15 protein-coding genes are annotated in these 18201 nt (G+C 35.6%); 1 reads left to right on the top strand and 14 read right to left on the bottom strand.

The genetic code is table 11. The features are described 5' to 3' along the window. The 14 genes from rsgA to ACFSO7_RS05625 all read right to left on the bottom strand — a co-directional run bounded on the left by rsgA (nucleotide 1) and on the right by ACFSO7_RS05625 (nucleotide 16127). On the bottom strand, nucleotides 1–882 hold the full coding sequence (gene rsgA, locus ACFSO7_RS05690; RefSeq protein WP_377876100.1) for a ribosome small subunit-dependent GTPase A: 882 nt from the start codon (nucleotides 880–882) through the stop codon (nucleotides 1–3). A 19-nt stretch (nucleotides 883–901) separates the two neighbouring features. Continuing rightward, a complete protein-coding gene (gene pknB, locus ACFSO7_RS05685; protein WP_377876098.1) occupies nucleotides 902–2848 on the bottom strand; it encodes a Stk1 family PASTA domain-containing Ser/Thr kinase in 1947 nt (648 codons plus the stop codon). Beyond that, complete coding sequence (locus ACFSO7_RS05680; protein WP_377876096.1) at nucleotides 2845–3603, bottom strand: Stp1/IreP family PP2C-type Ser/Thr phosphatase; 759 nt, start codon at nucleotides 3601–3603, stop codon at nucleotides 2845–2847. The genes pknB and ACFSO7_RS05680 overlap by 4 nt, the downstream gene beginning before the upstream one ends. Before the next feature lie 4 nt (nucleotides 3604–3607). Then, nucleotides 3608–4690 carry a dual-specificity RNA methyltransferase RlmN gene (rlmN, locus tag ACFSO7_RS05675; protein ID WP_377876094.1) on the bottom strand — a complete coding sequence of 361 codons (1083 nt, stop codon included), beginning with the start codon at nucleotides 4688–4690 and terminating at the stop codon, nucleotides 3608–3610. Between the two features lie 2 nt (nucleotides 4691–4692). Further along, the gene (gene rsmB / locus ACFSO7_RS05670; RefSeq protein WP_377876092.1) at nucleotides 4693–6042 is read right to left on the bottom strand and encodes a 16S rRNA (cytosine(967)-C(5))-methyltransferase RsmB; all 1350 of its coding nucleotides are present in this window, start codon (nucleotides 6040–6042) and stop codon (nucleotides 4693–4695) included. Beyond that, the gene (fmt, locus tag ACFSO7_RS05665; RefSeq protein ID WP_377876090.1) at nucleotides 6039–6986 is read right to left on the bottom strand and encodes a methionyl-tRNA formyltransferase; all 948 of its coding nucleotides are present in this window, start codon (nucleotides 6984–6986) and stop codon (nucleotides 6039–6041) included. Before fmt ends, rsmB begins: the two co-directional genes overlap by 4 nt. After that, nucleotides 6983–7468 (bottom strand): peptide deformylase, encoded by a 486-nt coding sequence (gene def / locus ACFSO7_RS05660; protein WP_377876088.1) that lies wholly within the window; start codon nucleotides 7466–7468, stop codon nucleotides 6983–6985. Before def ends, fmt begins: the two co-directional genes overlap by 4 nt. A 74-nt stretch (nucleotides 7469–7542) precedes the next feature. Then, complete coding sequence (gene priA / locus ACFSO7_RS05655; RefSeq protein WP_377876087.1) at nucleotides 7543–9957, bottom strand: primosomal protein N'; 2415 nt, start codon at nucleotides 9955–9957, stop codon at nucleotides 7543–7545. Next, a complete protein-coding gene (gene coaBC / locus ACFSO7_RS05650; protein WP_377876085.1) occupies nucleotides 9954–11165 on the bottom strand; it encodes a bifunctional phosphopantothenoylcysteine decarboxylase/phosphopantothenate--cysteine ligase CoaBC in 1212 nt (403 codons plus the stop codon). The genes priA and coaBC overlap by 4 nt, the downstream gene beginning before the upstream one ends. A 152-nt stretch (nucleotides 11166–11317) precedes the next feature. Further along, nucleotides 11318–11533, bottom strand: coding sequence for a DNA-directed RNA polymerase subunit omega (rpoZ, locus tag ACFSO7_RS05645; protein ID WP_377876083.1), 216 nt, complete (start codon nucleotides 11531–11533; stop codon nucleotides 11318–11320). A 3-nt stretch (nucleotides 11534–11536) separates the two neighbouring features. Further along, complete coding sequence (gene gmk, locus ACFSO7_RS05640; protein ID WP_377876081.1) at nucleotides 11537–12151, bottom strand: guanylate kinase; 615 nt, start codon at nucleotides 12149–12151, stop codon at nucleotides 11537–11539. A gap of 9 nt (nucleotides 12152–12160) precedes the next feature. Beyond that, the gene (gene remA / locus ACFSO7_RS05635) at nucleotides 12161–12424 is read right to left on the bottom strand and encodes an extracellular matrix/biofilm regulator RemA (protein WP_230495728.1); all 264 of its coding nucleotides are present in this window, start codon (nucleotides 12422–12424) and stop codon (nucleotides 12161–12163) included. Nucleotides 12425–12483: 59 nt separating this feature from the next. Beyond that, on the bottom strand, nucleotides 12484–13359 hold the full coding sequence (locus tag ACFSO7_RS05630) for a YicC/YloC family endoribonuclease (protein ID WP_377876078.1): 876 nt from the start codon (nucleotides 13357–13359) through the stop codon (nucleotides 12484–12486). A gap of 89 nt (nucleotides 13360–13448) precedes the next feature. Further along, a complete protein-coding gene (locus ACFSO7_RS05625; protein WP_377876076.1) occupies nucleotides 13449–16127 on the bottom strand; it encodes a calcium-translocating P-type ATPase, SERCA-type in 2679 nt (892 codons plus the stop codon). Between the two features lie 239 nt (nucleotides 16128–16366). Here ACFSO7_RS05625 and ACFSO7_RS05620 point away from each other — a divergent pair, with 239 nt between their 5' ends. Further along, a complete protein-coding gene (locus ACFSO7_RS05620) occupies nucleotides 16367–18079 on the top strand; it encodes an Rqc2 family fibronectin-binding protein (protein ID WP_377876074.1) in 1713 nt (570 codons plus the stop codon). Nucleotides 18080–18201 lie beyond the last annotated feature (122 nt).

Here is an 18201-nt window from a genome sequence, read left to right as displayed (position 1 = left end):
TTAGTACCTCGGCTTCCTCTCTTTTATTTCTTGGATGAAAACTTGATAATCTGTATATCGATATTCCGGAATGGAACCATCTTCCACTCCTAATTTAACTGCACATTTTGGTTCAGATAAATGAAGACAGCCTCGAAATTTGCAATGCTCACTTGCCTTTTGAAACTCTGGGAAACAAAATGTTAAGTCTTCTTGTTCAATATCTAAAAATTCGAGTGAACTAAAACCTGGAGTATCAGCTACTAGACCATTTCCAACTTTAATAAGTTCGACATGTCGTGTCGTATGCTTTCCGCGTCCTAAATGTAAGGAGATGATGTCAGTTTTTAACTCTAAGTCAGGTTTAAGTGCATTTAATAAAGATGATTTTCCAACACCAGACTGACCAGCAAAAACGGAAATTTTCCCTTCCAAATGAGGATGAAGGTCCTCAAGTCCGTCTTCTGTTTCTGAAGATGTTAAAACAACTTCATAGCCAATATTTCGATAATCTTCTGTATATTGCTCTATAAGTTTTCGATCTTTTTCTGTTGTTAAATCCATCTTCGTTATAACAATAACTGGTTGTATATGATTGTATTCAATTAAAACTAAGAAACGATTAAGTAGCGCTGTGCTGAAGGAAGGCTCAACAGCAGAAAAAATAAGAAGAGCTTGGTCAACGTTCGCAATCGGCGGACGAACCAATTCGTTCTTTCGATCTTTCACTTCGAGGATATATCCTTCATTCTCGTTTTCAGCTTGAAAAACCACATCATCACCTACAAGCGGGGTAATTTTGTTTTTCCTAAAAACTCCACGTCCTCGACATTGAACAATTTCTTCACCATTGATTACGTAATAAAACCCACTTAACGCTTTTAGAATCTTTCCTTCAGGCATAGCAACGCTCCTTGTTTACTTATTCGTCTGGATAATCTACTTCCTCTTCTTCGATTATGACACCATCCCTAAAGATTTTATATCCTGCTTTTTTTCCATAAAGGATGAGCAATTCTATCGTCAGTTCTCTAGGTCCAGTAATCGAAAAAGTATCCCATGGTGTAGTCATACTTCTGTTTGCATCTTCAATATAAACACTAATTTCTTGAGGAGTTCCCTCTACAGCTGGTTCATATTGTATATAAACTTGTTTTTTTACTGTTTTAGGAGGAATTTTTTCCTTCCCTTTTGAAAGGATGACAGTAACTGTATCACCTTTTTTAAGTTCTGTATCAGGATCTGGAGATTGTTTAATAACCGTGCCTTCTAGAAACGTTTCATGAAACTCTGTTTTTGACATATCGATTATTAAACCAGTAGATTTACCATATTCCTCTACATTTGTTTGATTAAATCCTCTTAAATCCTTTAATTTTATCATTTCAGGACCTTTACTAACAGTAAACTTTATGACTGTATCCTCAGGAATAACCTCTTCCTCTGGATCAGGATATTGCTCCAATATTGTACCTGGTTCACTAGAATCAAACACATCATTTTTTTCGATGTCTTTAAAGTTTTTATTATCCAGTAATTGGACAACAACATCATATTGTCGATCAACATAATTAGAAAGTTTAAAAGTCTTTTTACCAGAACTTAAATAAAGATCAATAGTGGTTCCTTGTTTTTCTTTTCTACCTGCTTTAGGGTTTGTTTTAATAACAAAACCCTCTTGAATCTCATCATCAGTTAATTCATGTTCTTCACCAATCTTAAATCCAGCAGCTTCTAAATCTTCCTTTGCATCTCTTAAAGATTGACTGCTAACATCAGGCACTTCTACGATATCGGGTGCTAGAAATGATGGCAAAAAGAAAACAATAAAAATACCCAGTAGTACGATAATTAAAAAAGTAGATGCCATAACGATTGGCCACTTTTTTCGTTTTTTCGGTAGTTTTTTTGAATCATCTTGTAGTTGATTTCCTTTTGCCACGATTGTCTCATCCAAGTTTTTGAAAGGACGATCATTTGTTATAACAGGGATAGCTTTTGTGGCTTCATCATCAACGGGAATAACAAATTTTAATTCATTAATTCGTTCTGGATTAAGACCTGTTATGAGGTCATCCTCCATTTCTTCTACATTATTGTATCGATGAAAAGGATCCTTGGCTGTTGCTTTTAAAACAATGTTTTCAACACTCTGAGGAATGCTAGGATTCCATCTTTTCGGAGAAGGTGTGTCAGATTGCAAATGTTTTAAAGCAATCGAAACGGCCGATTCCCCTGAAAATGGTAATCTACCTGTCAGCATCTCAAAAAAGACAATACCTAAGGAATAGATATCCGATTTTTTGTTCGCAGTGCCACCTCTTGCTTGCTCTGGTGATAAATAATGCACAGAGCCAAGAACAGAATTAGTTTGTGTAATACTTGTAGCACTCAAAGCCATCGCAATCCCAAAATCAGTAATTTTCACATTTCCTTTTCGATCGATCAAAATGTTATGCGGTTTTATATCTCGGTGTACAATATGATTTTGATGGGCATGTGATATCGCTGATGTAAGTTGCTTCATAATTTCTATTGCTTCATCAACCCGCAACGGTGCATTTTGTTGTATGTATTGTTTAAGTGTTTGTCCGTCAACATATTCCATGACAATATAATATAGCCCATCTTCTTCGCCTACATCGTAAATACTCACAATATTTGGATGCGCTAAACTTGTAGCAGACTGAGCTTCACGATGGAATCGACGGATAAATTCATCATCATTTGCAAAATCTAATCGTAGCATTTTAAGAGCAACGTCACGGTCTAAAATCATATCATGTGCAAGATAGACATTGGCCATTCCGCCTCCGCCTATCATATCTATTATTTTGTAACGTCCGCTAATTCTTTTCCCATTGATCATAATAATTCATCAACCTCCTCGCCTATTGAATGTTCTACAATGACAAGGGTGATATTGTCTTCACCGCCGTAATGATTGGCTAATTGGATTAGAGATTCTGCACGCATCTCGTGTTCCTCTTTTTTTGATAGAATATCGAGCATTTCTTTTTCACTTACTTTATTTGATAATCCATCGGAACAAAGGAGTAAAATATCTCCTTCTTCAAAAATTACTGTAATAATATCCATTTCTACCGTTTTTTCTGTACCGAGCGCTCTTAGGATGACATTTTTTCTTGGATGATTTTCAGCGTCTTCTTTTGAGATTTGTCCTGAACGGACTAACTCATTAACTAAAGAATGGTCTTCTGTTAATTGTTTATATCCAGATTCATTTAATAAATAGCATCTACTGTCACCAATATGGGCTAATGTTACAAAATGATTTGTACAGATGGCAGCAATGATCGTTGTGCCCATTCCTTCGCATTCTGAATGAGAAATAGCATGTTGAAACAATTCACTATTCACTTCATTAATTTTTAATTTTAACCATTCTTCTGCTTGATCAGCTGTTTGAATATTTTCAGATTCCTCCCAAGCTTTTTGAAGAAAATTGATGGTCATATTACTCGCTACATCCCCAGCCCGGTGACCGCCCATTCCATCTGCTACGATGGCTAGGCGGTTGTTTTCACCATTAACAAAGATTCCCCCATGATCTTCATTGTGAAGGCGTACTCTTCCAGGGTCAGTCTTAAAAACAGCTTTCATCCTTTCACCTCGTCTCCTCTTGCCGCTCCTTTGCACGAAGTTGTCCACATGCTGCATCAATATCATGACCGTGCTCGCGTCTAATCGTTACATTTACTCCATGATTTTTTAATGTTTTTTCAAATTCAAAGATTTGATCTTTAGGTGTGCGAACATAGTCGCGTTCAGGTACATAGTTAACAGGAATTAAGTTTACATGACATTTAATTCCTTTTAAAAGTTTTGCAAGTTCTTCTGCATGTTCTACTTGATCATTTACACCACCAAATAATCCATACTCAAAGCTGACACGTCGACCTGTTTTATTAATATAATACTTAACTGCCTTCATTAATTCTGCTAGCTTATATGCTCTATTTATTGGCATTAACTGTGACCTTAACTCGGTATTTGGCGCGTGAAGCGAAATAGCAAAATTAATCTGTGTGTTTTCATCTGCAAATTGATAAATTTTAGGTACAATTCCACTTGTAGAGACCGTAATATGACGGGCTCCGATATTTAATCCTTGATCATGATTGATAATCTTTAAGAAGGAAAGCATATTGTCATAATTATCAAATGGTTCGCCAATTCCCATAATAACAACAGAGCTTACTCTCTCATCGGATTCATCTAGAACTTGTTGAACATTAACCACTTGAGCTACTATTTCTCCTGCTTCCAAATGCCGTTTCAATCCACCAAGTGTTGAAGCACAAAACGTACATCCAATTCTACAGCCAACTTGAGTTGTTACACAAACAGAGTTCCCGTAATCATGACGCATTAATACTGTTTCAATCGAATATCCATCATGAAGTTCAAATAAAAACTTAATTGTGCCATCAGTAGAAGTTTGCTGAATGATCGTTTTTAATGTTGTTAAAGAAAATTTCCCTTCCAGCTTTTCCCTTAAACTTTTTGATAGATTGGACATTTCTTCAAAGGATTTAACTCTTTTTTTATAAAGCCAATCAAAAATTTGTTCTGCTCGAAATGTTTTCTCATCATTTTCTTTTAACCAATCTTTTAATTCCTCTAATTGCAATGAATAGATGGATGGGTTTGTTTCTATCATAGTTGTAACATTCTTTGTCGTTTCCATCATTACACCTTCTTTCTAATACAAGCAATATAAAATCCGTCTGAGCCAAAATCTTGAGGGAATATTTGCAAATCATATTGTTCAATGAGTGGTTGAATTGCCAAAGGCATTCGTTCTTTCCACTCATTATCCCCGACAAAATCAAGGTTTTGATTTAAAAAGGCACGGATAACTGCTTGATTTTCCTCTTGATCGACAGTACAAGTACTATATACAAGAATACCATCTTTTTTTAATAAAGGGGAAACAGCATTTAACAAATCCAATTGGATTGATTGAAGCCGATTTAAATCTTCTTCCCTTTTCGTGTATTTCATATCGGGCTTTCTTCTCATTACACCTAATCCAGAACACGGTGCATCAACGAGGATTCGATCAAATGTTCCTCCTTGAAAATGTTCTCCTACCTTACGACTATCGAGAGCCTGTGCTTTGATATTCGATAATCTTAATCGGCTCGCATTTTCTAGAATCAGTTTCACTTTATGCTCATGTAAATCTAGTGAAAAAACCACTCCAGAACCATTTAACTTTTCAGCAATATGGCTTGTTTTTCCTCCAGGAGCTGCACATGAATCCAGTATTTTCTCATTTTCAGTTACTCCAAGTGCATAAGCAACTAGCATAGAACTTTCGTCTTGTATCGTTAAAAATCCTTCTTTATAGGCATGTGAAGATGCTAAATTTCCTTTCAAACAATGAATTGATTCCAACAGGATTGTACTAGGTTCCACTAAGAAACCTTCTTCCTGAAGTTTTTCAATACATTGCTCGCGAGTAATTAATGTCAAATTTACCCTGGCTGTTTGAGTTGGTGCTTGTAAATTCAACTCGCACATTTCTTTTGTTTTATCGATCCCAAATTGTTTTGTCCATCTTTCCACTAACCAATATGGGTGACTCGTTTCCACAGAAACACGTTTAATTGGGTCTGTAATTTCGTTAAGTGAGGGTAGACCTTTCCTTTGGATATTTCTAAGAACTCCATTAACAACTCCAGCGATTCCTTTATGACCTCGTTTTTTGGCAATTTCTACGGCTTCAAAAATAGCCGCATGATCTGGAATTTTGTCTAAAAATACCAACTGATAGAGAGTCATTCTTAATAAATGTCTAACCCACTTTTCAAGTTTTTTAGATTGATTTATAAAAGGTTCTAAATAAAAGTCTAGGGTCATTTGCCTTTGTAATGTTCCATAGATTAATTCAGTTAATAGTCCAACATCACGTTCAGGCACCTTATTCTTTTCGATTGCATGATGTAGTAAAAGATTGCTATAGGATTGATTTTTTTCTATTGTCTCTAATAAATCTAGAGCTGTTTCACGAACATTTTTCATCGTTTTTGTCATAGTTTTTGACCAAGCTTCCTTCCAAGCATTTGATTATTAGCCCCTCTAAGAAATTGTTCACCTGACATTTTCTTTTTACCTGAAGGTTGTAGCTCTGTTATTTTAATCGCCGTTTCATTTCCTGTCTGAACGACAATTCCGTCATCTTCTAGACTAATAATTGTACCTGGTTCGGATATTATTTTTGATGAATATTTCTCTCCCCACCAAACTTTAAGTACTGACCCTTCCCATTCGGTGTAGGCTACTGGCCATGGATTTAAGCCACGTATATGGTTATATATTTCTTCCCCAGTTTTAGTCCAGTCAATTCTTTCTTGTTCCCTTTTAATATTCGGTGCAAAGGTAGCGTAAGAATCGTTTTGGGGAATAGGTCTCAACTCACTATTAAGTAACTTTGGTAAAGTTTCAGATAAGAGATTTGAACCAGCTTCACTTAATTTTTCGTGAAGGGTCCCAACGGTATCTCTTTCTTCAATAGGAATTTCTACGGTCGATAAAATATCTCCCGCATCCAATTTCTCAGCCATATACATAATGGTAATTCCAGTCTTTTCTTTCCCTTGTATAATAGAATAATGAATGGGTGCCCCCCCTCTTAATTCTGGTAATAAAGAAGCATGTACATTTACACATCCATATTTAGGTGCATCAAGTAATGTTTTAGGTAAAATTTGACCGAAAGCGGCGGTTACAATTAAATCCGGTCGAAGTGTAAGTATCGGTTCTAGATCCTCTTGTCTTCTGATTTTTTCAGGTTGAAAAACAGGAATTCCATGTTTTTCGGCCTCTACCTTTACTGGAGGAGCTGTCATTATTTTTTTTCTACCAACAGGACGATCTGGTTGGGTAACAACACCTATTACTTCGTATCCATCTTCTAAAATTCTCTTCAGTATCGGTACAGAGAAATCAGGAGTCCCCATAAAAATAATCTTTGTCATTCCTCTTCAACCCCTTCTAATTCTTCATCTGTTAAATATTTTGATACCTTTGAGGTAAATAAAACGCCATGAAGATGGTCAATCTCATGTAAAATTGCACGCGCTAGAAATTCTTCAGCTTCTAAAGTATAAAATTTGCCTTTACGGTCTTGAGCCTTTATTTTCACGAAATATGGTCTTGTAACTTCACCATACAAATCTGGAAAGCTTAAACATCCCTCTGGACCTGTTTGTTCACCAGAGGTTTCTATTATTTCAGGATTGATCATTTCAATTGTTCCATCCTCATCGTCAATGTCAACGATGGCGATTTGTTTATCTATACCAATTTGAGGTGCGGCAAGGCCTACACCATCGAATTCTATCATCGTATCGTACATATCGTTTAATAATTTCACTAGTTTTTTATCAAAAACCTCTACCTTTTTACAAGGTGTTTCTAAAATATCGGCAGGGTACATTACAATTTTTCGAATAGCCAAAAGTATATCCTCCAAAACATTCTCAAAGTCTAGTTGTTAACATTTTTCACAATTATCCTGAAATTCATAACCGTTTACATCAATATATAGGGATTTAAATCAATTGAAATTTGTAAACCAGTTGAAGCCATTTCTTGTTGGTATTGATCTAGAATGACTTTGAACGCATTCGTAAGAGTTGGTTCATTCTTGTATTTTATCAAACATTGGTATCTATATCTATTATTGATTCTAGGAATAGGTGAAGCAACCGGACCTAAGACAATTGCCTGGTTTGATAGCTTAGATCGTAAGTATTTCGTGATTTTCTCTGTAATCGATACAACCTTCATTAATTCTTCGTGAGTAATTGTTATTAACGATAAATAATAGAAGGGTGGATATCGATGAATTTTTCGCATTTGCATTTCATGTTGATAAAACTCTTCAAAGTCTTGTTTGCCAGATAATTGAACACTGTAATGTTCTGGTGTATATGTTTGGATAATTACTTCACCTGGCAATTCATGACGCCCCGCCCTTCCACTTACTTGTGTGAGTAATTGAAAAGTTTTTTCTGACGAGCGAAAATCAGGTAAATGAAGCATCGTATCTGCGGATAATACACCAACAAGTGTAATATTTGGAAAATCCAACCCCTTAGCAATCATTTGCGTTCCAAGTAAAATATCTGCTTTTCCTTCTTGAAAGGCAGTTAGTAGTTTTTCATGTGATCCCTTTCGACTAGTAGTATCAACATCCATACGAATGACCCTTGCTTCAGGTAAAACCTTCCCTAACTCTTCCTCTACTTTTTGAGTCCCAGTTCCAAAAAAACGAATATGTTCACTTGTGCACTCGGGACAAGTCTTTAGAACTTGCTCTTCATGTCCACAATAATGGCACTTCATTTGCTGCTGACTGCGGTGGTATGTTAAGGAAATATCACAATGAGGACAATTGATTACATAACCGCAATCACGACAAATGACAAAGGAAGAATAGCCTCTCTTATTTAAAAACAAGACAATCTGCTGACCTTTTTCTAAACGATCCTTCATTTTTTCAAACAGTTTATTCGAAAACATTGATCGATTTCCACTCTTTAATTCATCTCTCATATCTACGATTTCGACAGCTGGTAAAGACTGATTATTCATTCGTACTGGTAATGATAGTAATTCATATACTCCCTTTTGTGCACGAGCAAATGATTCAAGGGATGGTGTGGCACTTCCTAGCACGACTGGGCATTTAAAAGTTTCTGCTCTTTTTATAGCAACATCCCTTGCATGGTAACGGGGAGTTTCCTCCTGTTTATAGCTGGTCTCATGTTCTTCATCAATAATTATGATGCCAATATTTTCGAATGGTGCAAAAATGGCCGATCTTGCACCAACAACGACTGAAACTTCTTTCCGATGGATTTTTCGCCATTCATCATATTTTTCACCTGCTGATAACCCACTATGAAGAACGGCAACTTTATCCCCAAATCTCCCCTTAAAACGGTGAACCATTTGAGGAGTAAGAGATATTTCAGGTACAAGTACGATTGCTTCTTTACCTTGGTCAAGGACCGTTTGGATAGACTGTAAATAGATTTCGGTCTTTCCGCTTCCGGTGACTCCATACAATAAAAACACCTTATGCTTATCATTTATAATTGTATGTTGGATTGGATTAATGACCTTTTGCTGATCTACGGTTAATGTCAATGGAAATGTTCTTTTAAAATGTCGATCTTGAAATGGGTCACGATAAACCTCTATTTCCTTTTCAATAAGAATATTTTTTTCGATTAATCCCGTTACAGTCCCAGATGAAATGTTTAATGCAGCTAATAAACTTCTCAATTCAATTGGATTAGGTCGGTCAATAAAAAAATCAAGTACTTCATGCTGCTTTAAGGCCCGATTAGATAGCTTTTCTTTTTCTATCTGTAATTCATGAATCGTGAGAGCTGGGCATATTTGCTTTAATTTTTTTTTCTTCAATCTTTCCTTTACTTCATACACCACTTCAATATGACCGATGGCAGCTTCTTTTTGAATATCTAATAGGATTCCATTATGTATGGCTTCTTCCCATGTCAGCTCGTTTTTTTCCAAAAAAAACGGTTGAAGTGTAAAAGGGAGCTGCCTGGGATTCACTTTTTCAGATAAAACGATTTTTTTTTCATATTTTGCTTTCAATGCAGCAGGAAGCATCGCTTGAAAAGCAGAAATTTTGTAACAAAGTGTTTTTTCCGCTAACCAATCCCCAAGTGCTAATAATTCTTCAGTTAACACAGGATATAAATCCATTGGCTCACTAATTTTTTTTAATTGAGAAAAATCCGATTCTTTCTTCACTTCCACAACAAAGCCCTGAATTTTTCTTGGACCAAAAGGAACGGCAATTCTCATTCCTGCTGAAATACTTCCTTCATACTGTTTTGGTATTAAATAATCGAAAGATTTATCTGTTTGTCGAGCAGGAACATCCACAATTACACTTGCAATTGTCATTCCAATCCTTCCTTTATCGCAAGAGAAATTTCATTCAATAGCTTCCTAGCAACTTCATTTTTTGTTAAAAGTGGTAATGAAATACATTCACCGCTCCTTTTGTATATCGTTACAATATTTGTATCTGTTCCAAAACCTGCTCCATCAATAGTTACATTGTTAGCCACAATCATATCTGCGTTCTTCTTTTCTAATTTTGACTTAGCATAGTCCTCAACATCATTTGTTTCTGCTGCAAAGCCAACTAGAAATTGCTGTTCTTTTTGTTTTCCTAATTCCATCAATATATCCTTTGTGCGTTCTAATTCAAGTATCTGATCTCCTGGTTGTTTTTTGATTTTTTGATTGAATTGATTTTTTGGACGATAGTCTGCAACAGCAGCTGTTTTTATTACGATATCGATATCTGAATAACGCTTAAATACCTCATTATACATTTCTTCCGCGCTTTCAATTGATATATAATGAACGTTCTTAGGTGGGGAGATGGACACTGGTCCAGAAACTAAATAAACCTCAGCGCCTAATTTGACCGCTTCTTCGGCAATGGCAAATCCCATCTTACCACTTGAATGATTGGAAATATAACGGACTGGATCAATTTTTTCACGTGTTGGACCTGCAGTCACCAATATTTTCTTTCCTACTAAATCATTTTTATGATGATCATCGAAATAGTCATATAAGATTTCTACTATTCTTTCTGGTTCTTCGAGTCTCCCTTTTCCTACATACCCACAAGCAAGGAATCCTTCGCTTGGCTCAATGAATCCATAACCCATTTTAGAAAGCGTGTTTATATTGTTTTTCACAGCAGGATGGTCATACATATGTACATTCATGGCTGGGGCTATCCAAACTGGTGCTGTTGAGGCTAATAATGTCGTGGTCATCATATCATCAGCAATTCCATTAGCAAGTTTACCGATGGTGTTTGCTGTTGCTGGTGCAATAAGAACGAGATCTGCCCAATCTGCTAAATCAATATGAGAGATTACCTTAGGATTATGTTCTTCAAAAGTATCTGTATAAACAAAGTTTCGGGACAGTGCCTGAAAACTTAATGGATTGACAAATTTTGATGCTGAGTGGCTTAAAATAACTTTTACTTCTGCACCTGCTTGAACTAATTTACTAGTCAAAGCTACAGACTTATATACAGCAATTCCACCTGAGACGCATAATAATATTTTTTTGTTGTGTAACATAAGAAAACCCCCTACTAAATTGAAGCTTCTTCTCTATTATGCAAAAAGAAATGAAAATTTTCATCTTTTTCATTTAAGAAAAACAGAATTGAGCTAAACAAAAATAACAACCTCAATTTATAGGTTGTTATCCTGTTTAATATGTCCTGAAACTACTCTCCTAGCGTTTCATTGTTTTTCTTTGCAACGATTAATTCATCAGCGTGGATTTCTTCTAAAGCTTTTCCAACATACTTGTGTGAAACATATTTTGAAAGTCTTGGACTTTCACCAAGTTGCATTTTTCTTGCTCGTCTAGCTGCAACAGATACAAGTGAATATTTCGAATCGATTTTATTTAATAAATTGTCAATTGACGGATATAACATAATTTATTCAACCTCCAATAATTTTTTATAACGATATTCAACCCGTTCACGTCGACAATGCTCTGCTTTGACAATAGCATTAATGCGCTCACATGCAAGGTCCACCTGATCATTTTCCACGATATAATCATATAAGTCCATCATTTCGATTTCTTCTCGGGCTGTCAGTAAACGGTTTGTAATTAAATCTTCTGTTTCGGTTCCACGAGTAACAATTCTATTTTTTAACTCCCCTAAACTAGGAGGCATTAGAAAAATAAACAACCCTTCCGGAAACTTTTTACGTACTTGTCTAGCACCCTTTACTTCAATCTCCAGAAAAACATCTTTTCCTGAATCTAAAGTTTCTCTTACATAGTCAACAGGAGTACCATAATAATTTCCAACATATTCGGCATACTCAAGTAATTTATCTTTCTCTATTAAATCTTCGAATTCCTCTCGTGACTTATAGAAATAATCAACACCATCTACTTCACCTTCACGCGGTGATCGAGTCGTCATCGAGATCGAATATTCAAATTCAGTATCAGGCTGAGAGAAAATGGCTTTTCGAACCGTTCCTTTTCCTACCCCAGATGGTCCTGATAATACAATTAATAACCCTTTTTCTTGCATGAAAAAATCCTACCCTTCATCAATAATATCGTCGCGGTCATTTAATCGTGCCGCAACCGTCTCAGGCTGGACAGCTGATAGTATAACATGATCACTATCCATTACGATAACAGCACGTGTTCTTCTACCATAAGTGGCATCGATTAACGAACCACGGTCTCGGGCATCTTGTATAATACGTTTAATTGGAGCCGATTCAGGACTTACAATAGCAATGATACGGTTCGCAGAAACGATGTTTCCAAAGCCAATATTAATGAGTTTTATGGACATGATGATCCCCCTGTCATCAGTTATTTATTTTCACCGCTATTTCCTATTTCTAAACTGTTTTATTCAATATTCTGTATTTGTTCTTTCAGTTTTTCAAGGAAACTTTTCATTTCGATCACTTCTTTGGCAATTTTAGCATCATTTGCTTTCGAGCCAATCGTATTGACTTCCCTATTCATTTCCTGCAATAAGAAGTCTAATTTCCTACCAATCGGTTCATTTAATAATAATGTTACTTCAAATTGCCGAATGTGACTATTTAATCTAGTCAATTCTTCGTTTATATCTACCTTATCAGCAAATATAGCTACCTCAGTAATAAAACGATGTTCATCCATAGATCCCGATATAAATTCTTTAATTCGCTTTTCTAAACGCTCTTTATATTGTTGGACAACTAAGGGAGACAATTGTTTTACTTGTTCAATTGTATTTTCTAAAATAGAAAGCTGCTTTTTGATATCGATTTCAAGTTCGTTTCCTTCTACAATTCTCATCCCCAACAATTGATTAGCCGCTTCTTCAACACCTTTTAAGACCAGTTCCTCCAATTCATCATTACCAGATTCCACTTCATCTATTTGCAGCCATTCTTCACGCTGTAATAAATCATGTATCGAGATATCTTCATGGAGTTCGTATTTCTCTTTAATTTTTATTATGTATTGGTAATATTCATCAAGGAGAGACCAATCTATGCTCACTTTTCTATGAACGGCAGAATTTCCTTCTAATGTTATGAAAACTTCCACTCTACCTCTTTGAACATATTCACTTATCTGTTTTTTTATTTTTTCTTCTATTCTTAGTAGTTGTCGGGGCATTCGAATATGGTACTCACAAAATCGATGATTAACAGTTTTCATTTCTACTGTTACCGAAAAATCATTTGATTCCTTTTGACTTCGTCCAAAACCTGTCATACTCTTGACCATATACTCTATGCACATCCCATCTGAAGTCGTTTTCTCCAAAATAAAAGGTAATAGAGTACACTCTACTACCTTTTGGATTATACCACAATTTATTTTGTTTTTCTTACCAAAAATGAACCAGCCAATAAAAAAGTTGGAATAGAAGACAATCCAAGAACTAATAACCAATCCCTTCCTTCAATTGGCACCGTATGGAAAATAGGTTGTAATGTCGGAAAATAGATAACGATTAGCATCAGGATTACGGAAGAAATGACTGACCACACTAAATAAGGATTCCCAAATGGGTTTCTAGATAAAACGGATTTCTCACTACGGCAATCAAATACATGAATCAATTGTGCCATTACTAATGTAGCAAAGGCAATCGTTTGGGCATATACAAGATTATCGGGATCACGATGATAAGTGATCATAAACGCAATCAATGTCATTGCACCAATAAGAAACCCTCTAGATATAACCTTCCATCCTAGCCCCCTTGCAAAAACACCTTCTTTCGGATGTCTTGGGCCACGTTTCATTACATCATCTTCCGGTTTATCTAAACCTAGAGCCATTGCTGGTAGACCATCTGTTACAAGATTGACCCACAGGATTTGGATTGGTACTAACGGTAAAGGTAATCCTAGTAACATCGCAAACAACATAACTAGTATTTCTCCTACATTCGATGCTAATAAATAGCGAATAAACTTTCGAATGTTCTCATAAATATTTCGCCCTTCTTTGATTGCTGCTTTTATAGTTGCAAAATTATCATCTAGCAGGACTAATGATGAGGCTTCTTTTGCTACATCAGTGCCCGTTATTCCCATCGCTACTCCAATATCTGCTGCTTTAATTGCAGGCGCATCGTTTACCCCATCACCGGTCATAGCGACAATATGTCCTCTATTTTGGAGAGCTTTAACGATTTTTAATTTATGTTCTGGCGATACACGAGCAAATACGGATACATCTTCAACAACCTCTTCTAATTCATCCACACTCATTTGAGATAATGCCTTACCATCAAGAACCTTACTATTTTTTGTTAAAATACCTAACTGTTTAGCAATTGCTTTTGCAGTGATGATATGATCGCCTGTGATCATGACAGTTTTAATGCCTGCTTCTCTACATTCCTTTACCGCATCTTTAACTTCTGGTCTTGGTGGATCAATCATTCCTTGTAAACCGATAAAGATTAAATCCTTTTCAGCATCCTTTTCAGATAATGAAAGAGCATTTCCTGAAACAGGCTTATAGCTTATAGCCATCGTTCTTAGCGCTTGTGAAGCAAGATCATTAATCGCATTTTGCACATCACTTTTATTATCTTTTGACATGTGAACAATCTTTTCATTAATGAGTATAGACTCGCTTAAACTAATAAGAACATCTGGAGCTCCTTTTGTCACAATGAATTCTCGTCCGTTTGTATCTTTCACAATCACACTCATCATTTTTCTAGCAGAATCAAAAGGAAACTCTTTAATAATTTCGTATTGTTTTAAAAGATTATTTCGGTCAAATCCTGCTTTCATTGCACTAACAAGTAAAGCACCTTCTGTCGGATCCCCATCTAATATATATTCGTCGTCCTTCATTGTAAGATTGGCATGGTTACAAAGGATTCCAAACATCAATAACTGTTGTAATGCTTTTTCTTTCTTTATATCGATTACTTCATCGTTTCTTAAAAAATTCCCCGCAGGTTCATAACCAACACCATCGACTCTCCACGTTTTTCCACCACTCCATAAATGTGTGACAGTCATCTTGTTTTGGGTCATCGTACCTGTTTTATCTGAGCAAATAACTGAAGCACATCCAAGTGTTTCAACTGCTGGTAATTTTCGAACAATCGCATTCTTTTTAATCATTTTTTGGACGCCAAGTGATAATGCAACCGTTACAATGGCTGGCAATCCTTCTGGGATGGCAGCAACTGCCAAAGATACTCCAGCTAAAAACATCGTGTATAAATCATGACCTTGTAACACACCAACGGCAACAACTAATACAGTTAAAAGTAATGCTGTTGTAATTAAAATTTTACCTAACTGCTCTAATCTTCTTTGTAATGGAGTTTCCATCGTTTCTGCTTTTTGGAGAAGGTCTGCAATTTGTCCCATCGCTGTTTTCATTCCTGTTGCGATGACAACACCCATCCCGCTTCCCCTCGTTACCATCGTTCCCATGAAAGCAATATTCTCCATGTCCCCAATACCAAGATCCTTTGCTCTCAATTGACTCGTATGTTTTTGTACAGGAACGGACTCTCCTGTCAATGCTGATTCTTCAATTTCTAAACTGGTTGTTTGAATAAGCCTAATATCTGCACCAATGCGATCACCACTAGTAAATTTTATGATATCTCCCACTACTAGCTCTTTAGAAGGGATTTTTTTCCAAGCGCGTTCTCGTAGAACTTGAACTTGTGGAGCAGACAATTCCTTTAAAGCTTGTAAAGATTTTTCCGCCTTTCTTTCTTGAAAAAAACCTAATATTCCATTAATAATCACAATAGAAATGATGGCAATAGCATCAATGTATTCCCCTAGAAATCCTGATAACAGCGTCGCTGCTAGTAACACTAAAACCATAAAATCTTTAAATTGACTGAAAAATAAGAGTAAAGCAGATTGCTTTTCTCCTTCCTGAAGTTCATTCAGCCCTTGCTGCTTCAACCTTTGCTCGACCTGTTTGTCTGATAATCCTGCCGAAAAATCAGTATCTAATGCTTTTTCGATATCTTTTTCCGACATTTCGTGAAATTTCATCCTGCTATCTCACTTCCCTTTAATGTATTTCTGCAAGTTTGTCCTTACTCTAAAGAAAGCATATTCAGGCAAGTCCATATTAATGCTAAAATAAGATAGGGAGTTTAAAATATAATAAGGAAACGTAGAAAAGCGCATTTGCCTGTCGAGGGGCGAGGACGCTTGCGCTGGACAATTTTCGAAATCGAAAAGTTATTCTTTCTTATCTAATAAAAAAAATAAAGTAGAGGATGTTTTACATGTCTTTTGACGGTCTATTTACAAAAATAATGACAGAGGAAATTTCCGCCACCTTATTAGGAGGTCGAATTAATAAAATATATCAGCCTTTTAAAAATGAAATCATTCTACAAATTCGTGCAAATGGAAAGAATCACAAATTATTGCTCTCCGCCCATCCCAGCTATTCCAGGGTACAGCTAACGAATGAATCTTATGAGAATCCTAGTGAACCACCGATGTTTTGCATGCTCCTTCGCAAGCACTTAGAAGGGGCCATTATTGAAGATATTTATCAAATCGGACTTGATCGTATGGTCGCTATTGAAGTCAAAGGAAGAAATGAGTTAGGGGATATAAGTTTAAAAAAACTGATAATAGAAATTATGGGAAGACATAGCAATATCATTCTAATTGACAAAGAAAAAAATATGATTCTTGATAGTGTTAAGCATGTTTCTTACGCAGTAAATAGTCATCGCGCTATATTGCCTGGACAACCATACGTACTTCCTCCAAGTCAGGATAAATTAAATCCATTTGAGATGGAAGAAATCGATGTTTTAAAAAAAATAGACTTTAATGCTGGAAAAATTGATAAGCAATTAGTAGAACAGATTGCAGGAATTTCACCTATATTTGCACGTGAAATCATTTTTCAATCTGGGTTAGCAAATCGAATAACTTTACCGAAAGCATTTATGGATATTGTCCAACAAATTAAAAACGGGAAAATTCAACCATCTATTACAATGAATACTCAGAAAGAAGCCTTTTATTTTTTTCCACTTAATCATATGAAGGGTGAAGTAAAACAATTTACACTATTAAGTGAAATGTTAGACCGCTACTATTTTGGAAAAGCAGAACGTGATCGCGTGAAGCAACAAGCTAATGATTTAGAGCGTTTTATTCAAAATGAAAAGGATAAAAATGAAAATAAAATTAAAAAGCTGAAATCTACTTTAGAGGATGCAAACAAAGCGGATGAATACCAACTATATGGTGAACTATTAACCGCAAATATGTATGCCCTCCAAAAAGGATTGCAAGAAATTGAGGTTATTAATTACTATGACGAAAACGGGGCAACCGTTATTATTCCTTTAGATCCATTAAAATCTCCATCAGATAATGCACAAAAGTATTTTTCAAAATACCAAAAAGCTAAAAATTCTATTGAAATTGTGAAAGAACAAATTCGATTAGCGGAAAATGAACTATTATATTTTGAAGCTCTCCAACAACAGCTAATGGCAGCATCAATAAGGGATATTGCGGAAATTCGCGAAGAACTTGTAGAAGAAGGATATATTCGTGAAAGACAGAAAAAGAAAATTAAAAGTGCTATTTCAAATAAGCCTCACCTAGAGACTTACACAGCAAGCGATGGAACAGAAATATTAGTAGGAAAAAATAATAAACAAAATGATTATTTGACAAATAAGCTTGCAGCAAGGGATGAGATATGGTTCCATACAAAAGATATACCTGGTTCCCATGTTGTCATCCGTAGTAAAAATCCTAATGAGGAAACCATCATAGAAGCTGCTATACTGGCAGCATACTTTAGTAAAGCTAGACTTTCAAGCTCTGTCCCAGTTGATTACACAAAGGTTCGTCATGTGAAAAAACCGAATGGTGCTAAACCTGGATTTGTTATTTATGACAATCAACAAACGATTCATGTAACTCCTGATGAAGATAAAATTCTTTCTTTAAAAATGAAATAATCTTGTTTAGGCCGATTCATAAGTGTAATCGGCCTAATTCCATCATTGTTTATTACTTAGTACTAATAGTAAATACTAAATATTTTAAAAATTAATTAAATTCTCTTGAATATGGGTAAAAA

Origin of the sequence: Bacillus sp. CGMCC 1.16607 (assembly GCF_042683745.1) — a bacterium.
Lineage (GTDB): Bacteria > Bacillota > Bacilli > Bacillales > Cytobacillaceae > Pseudoneobacillus.
The sequence above is the reverse complement of the archived record's forward strand: the minus strand, read 5'-3'. Positions and strand labels throughout refer to the sequence as shown.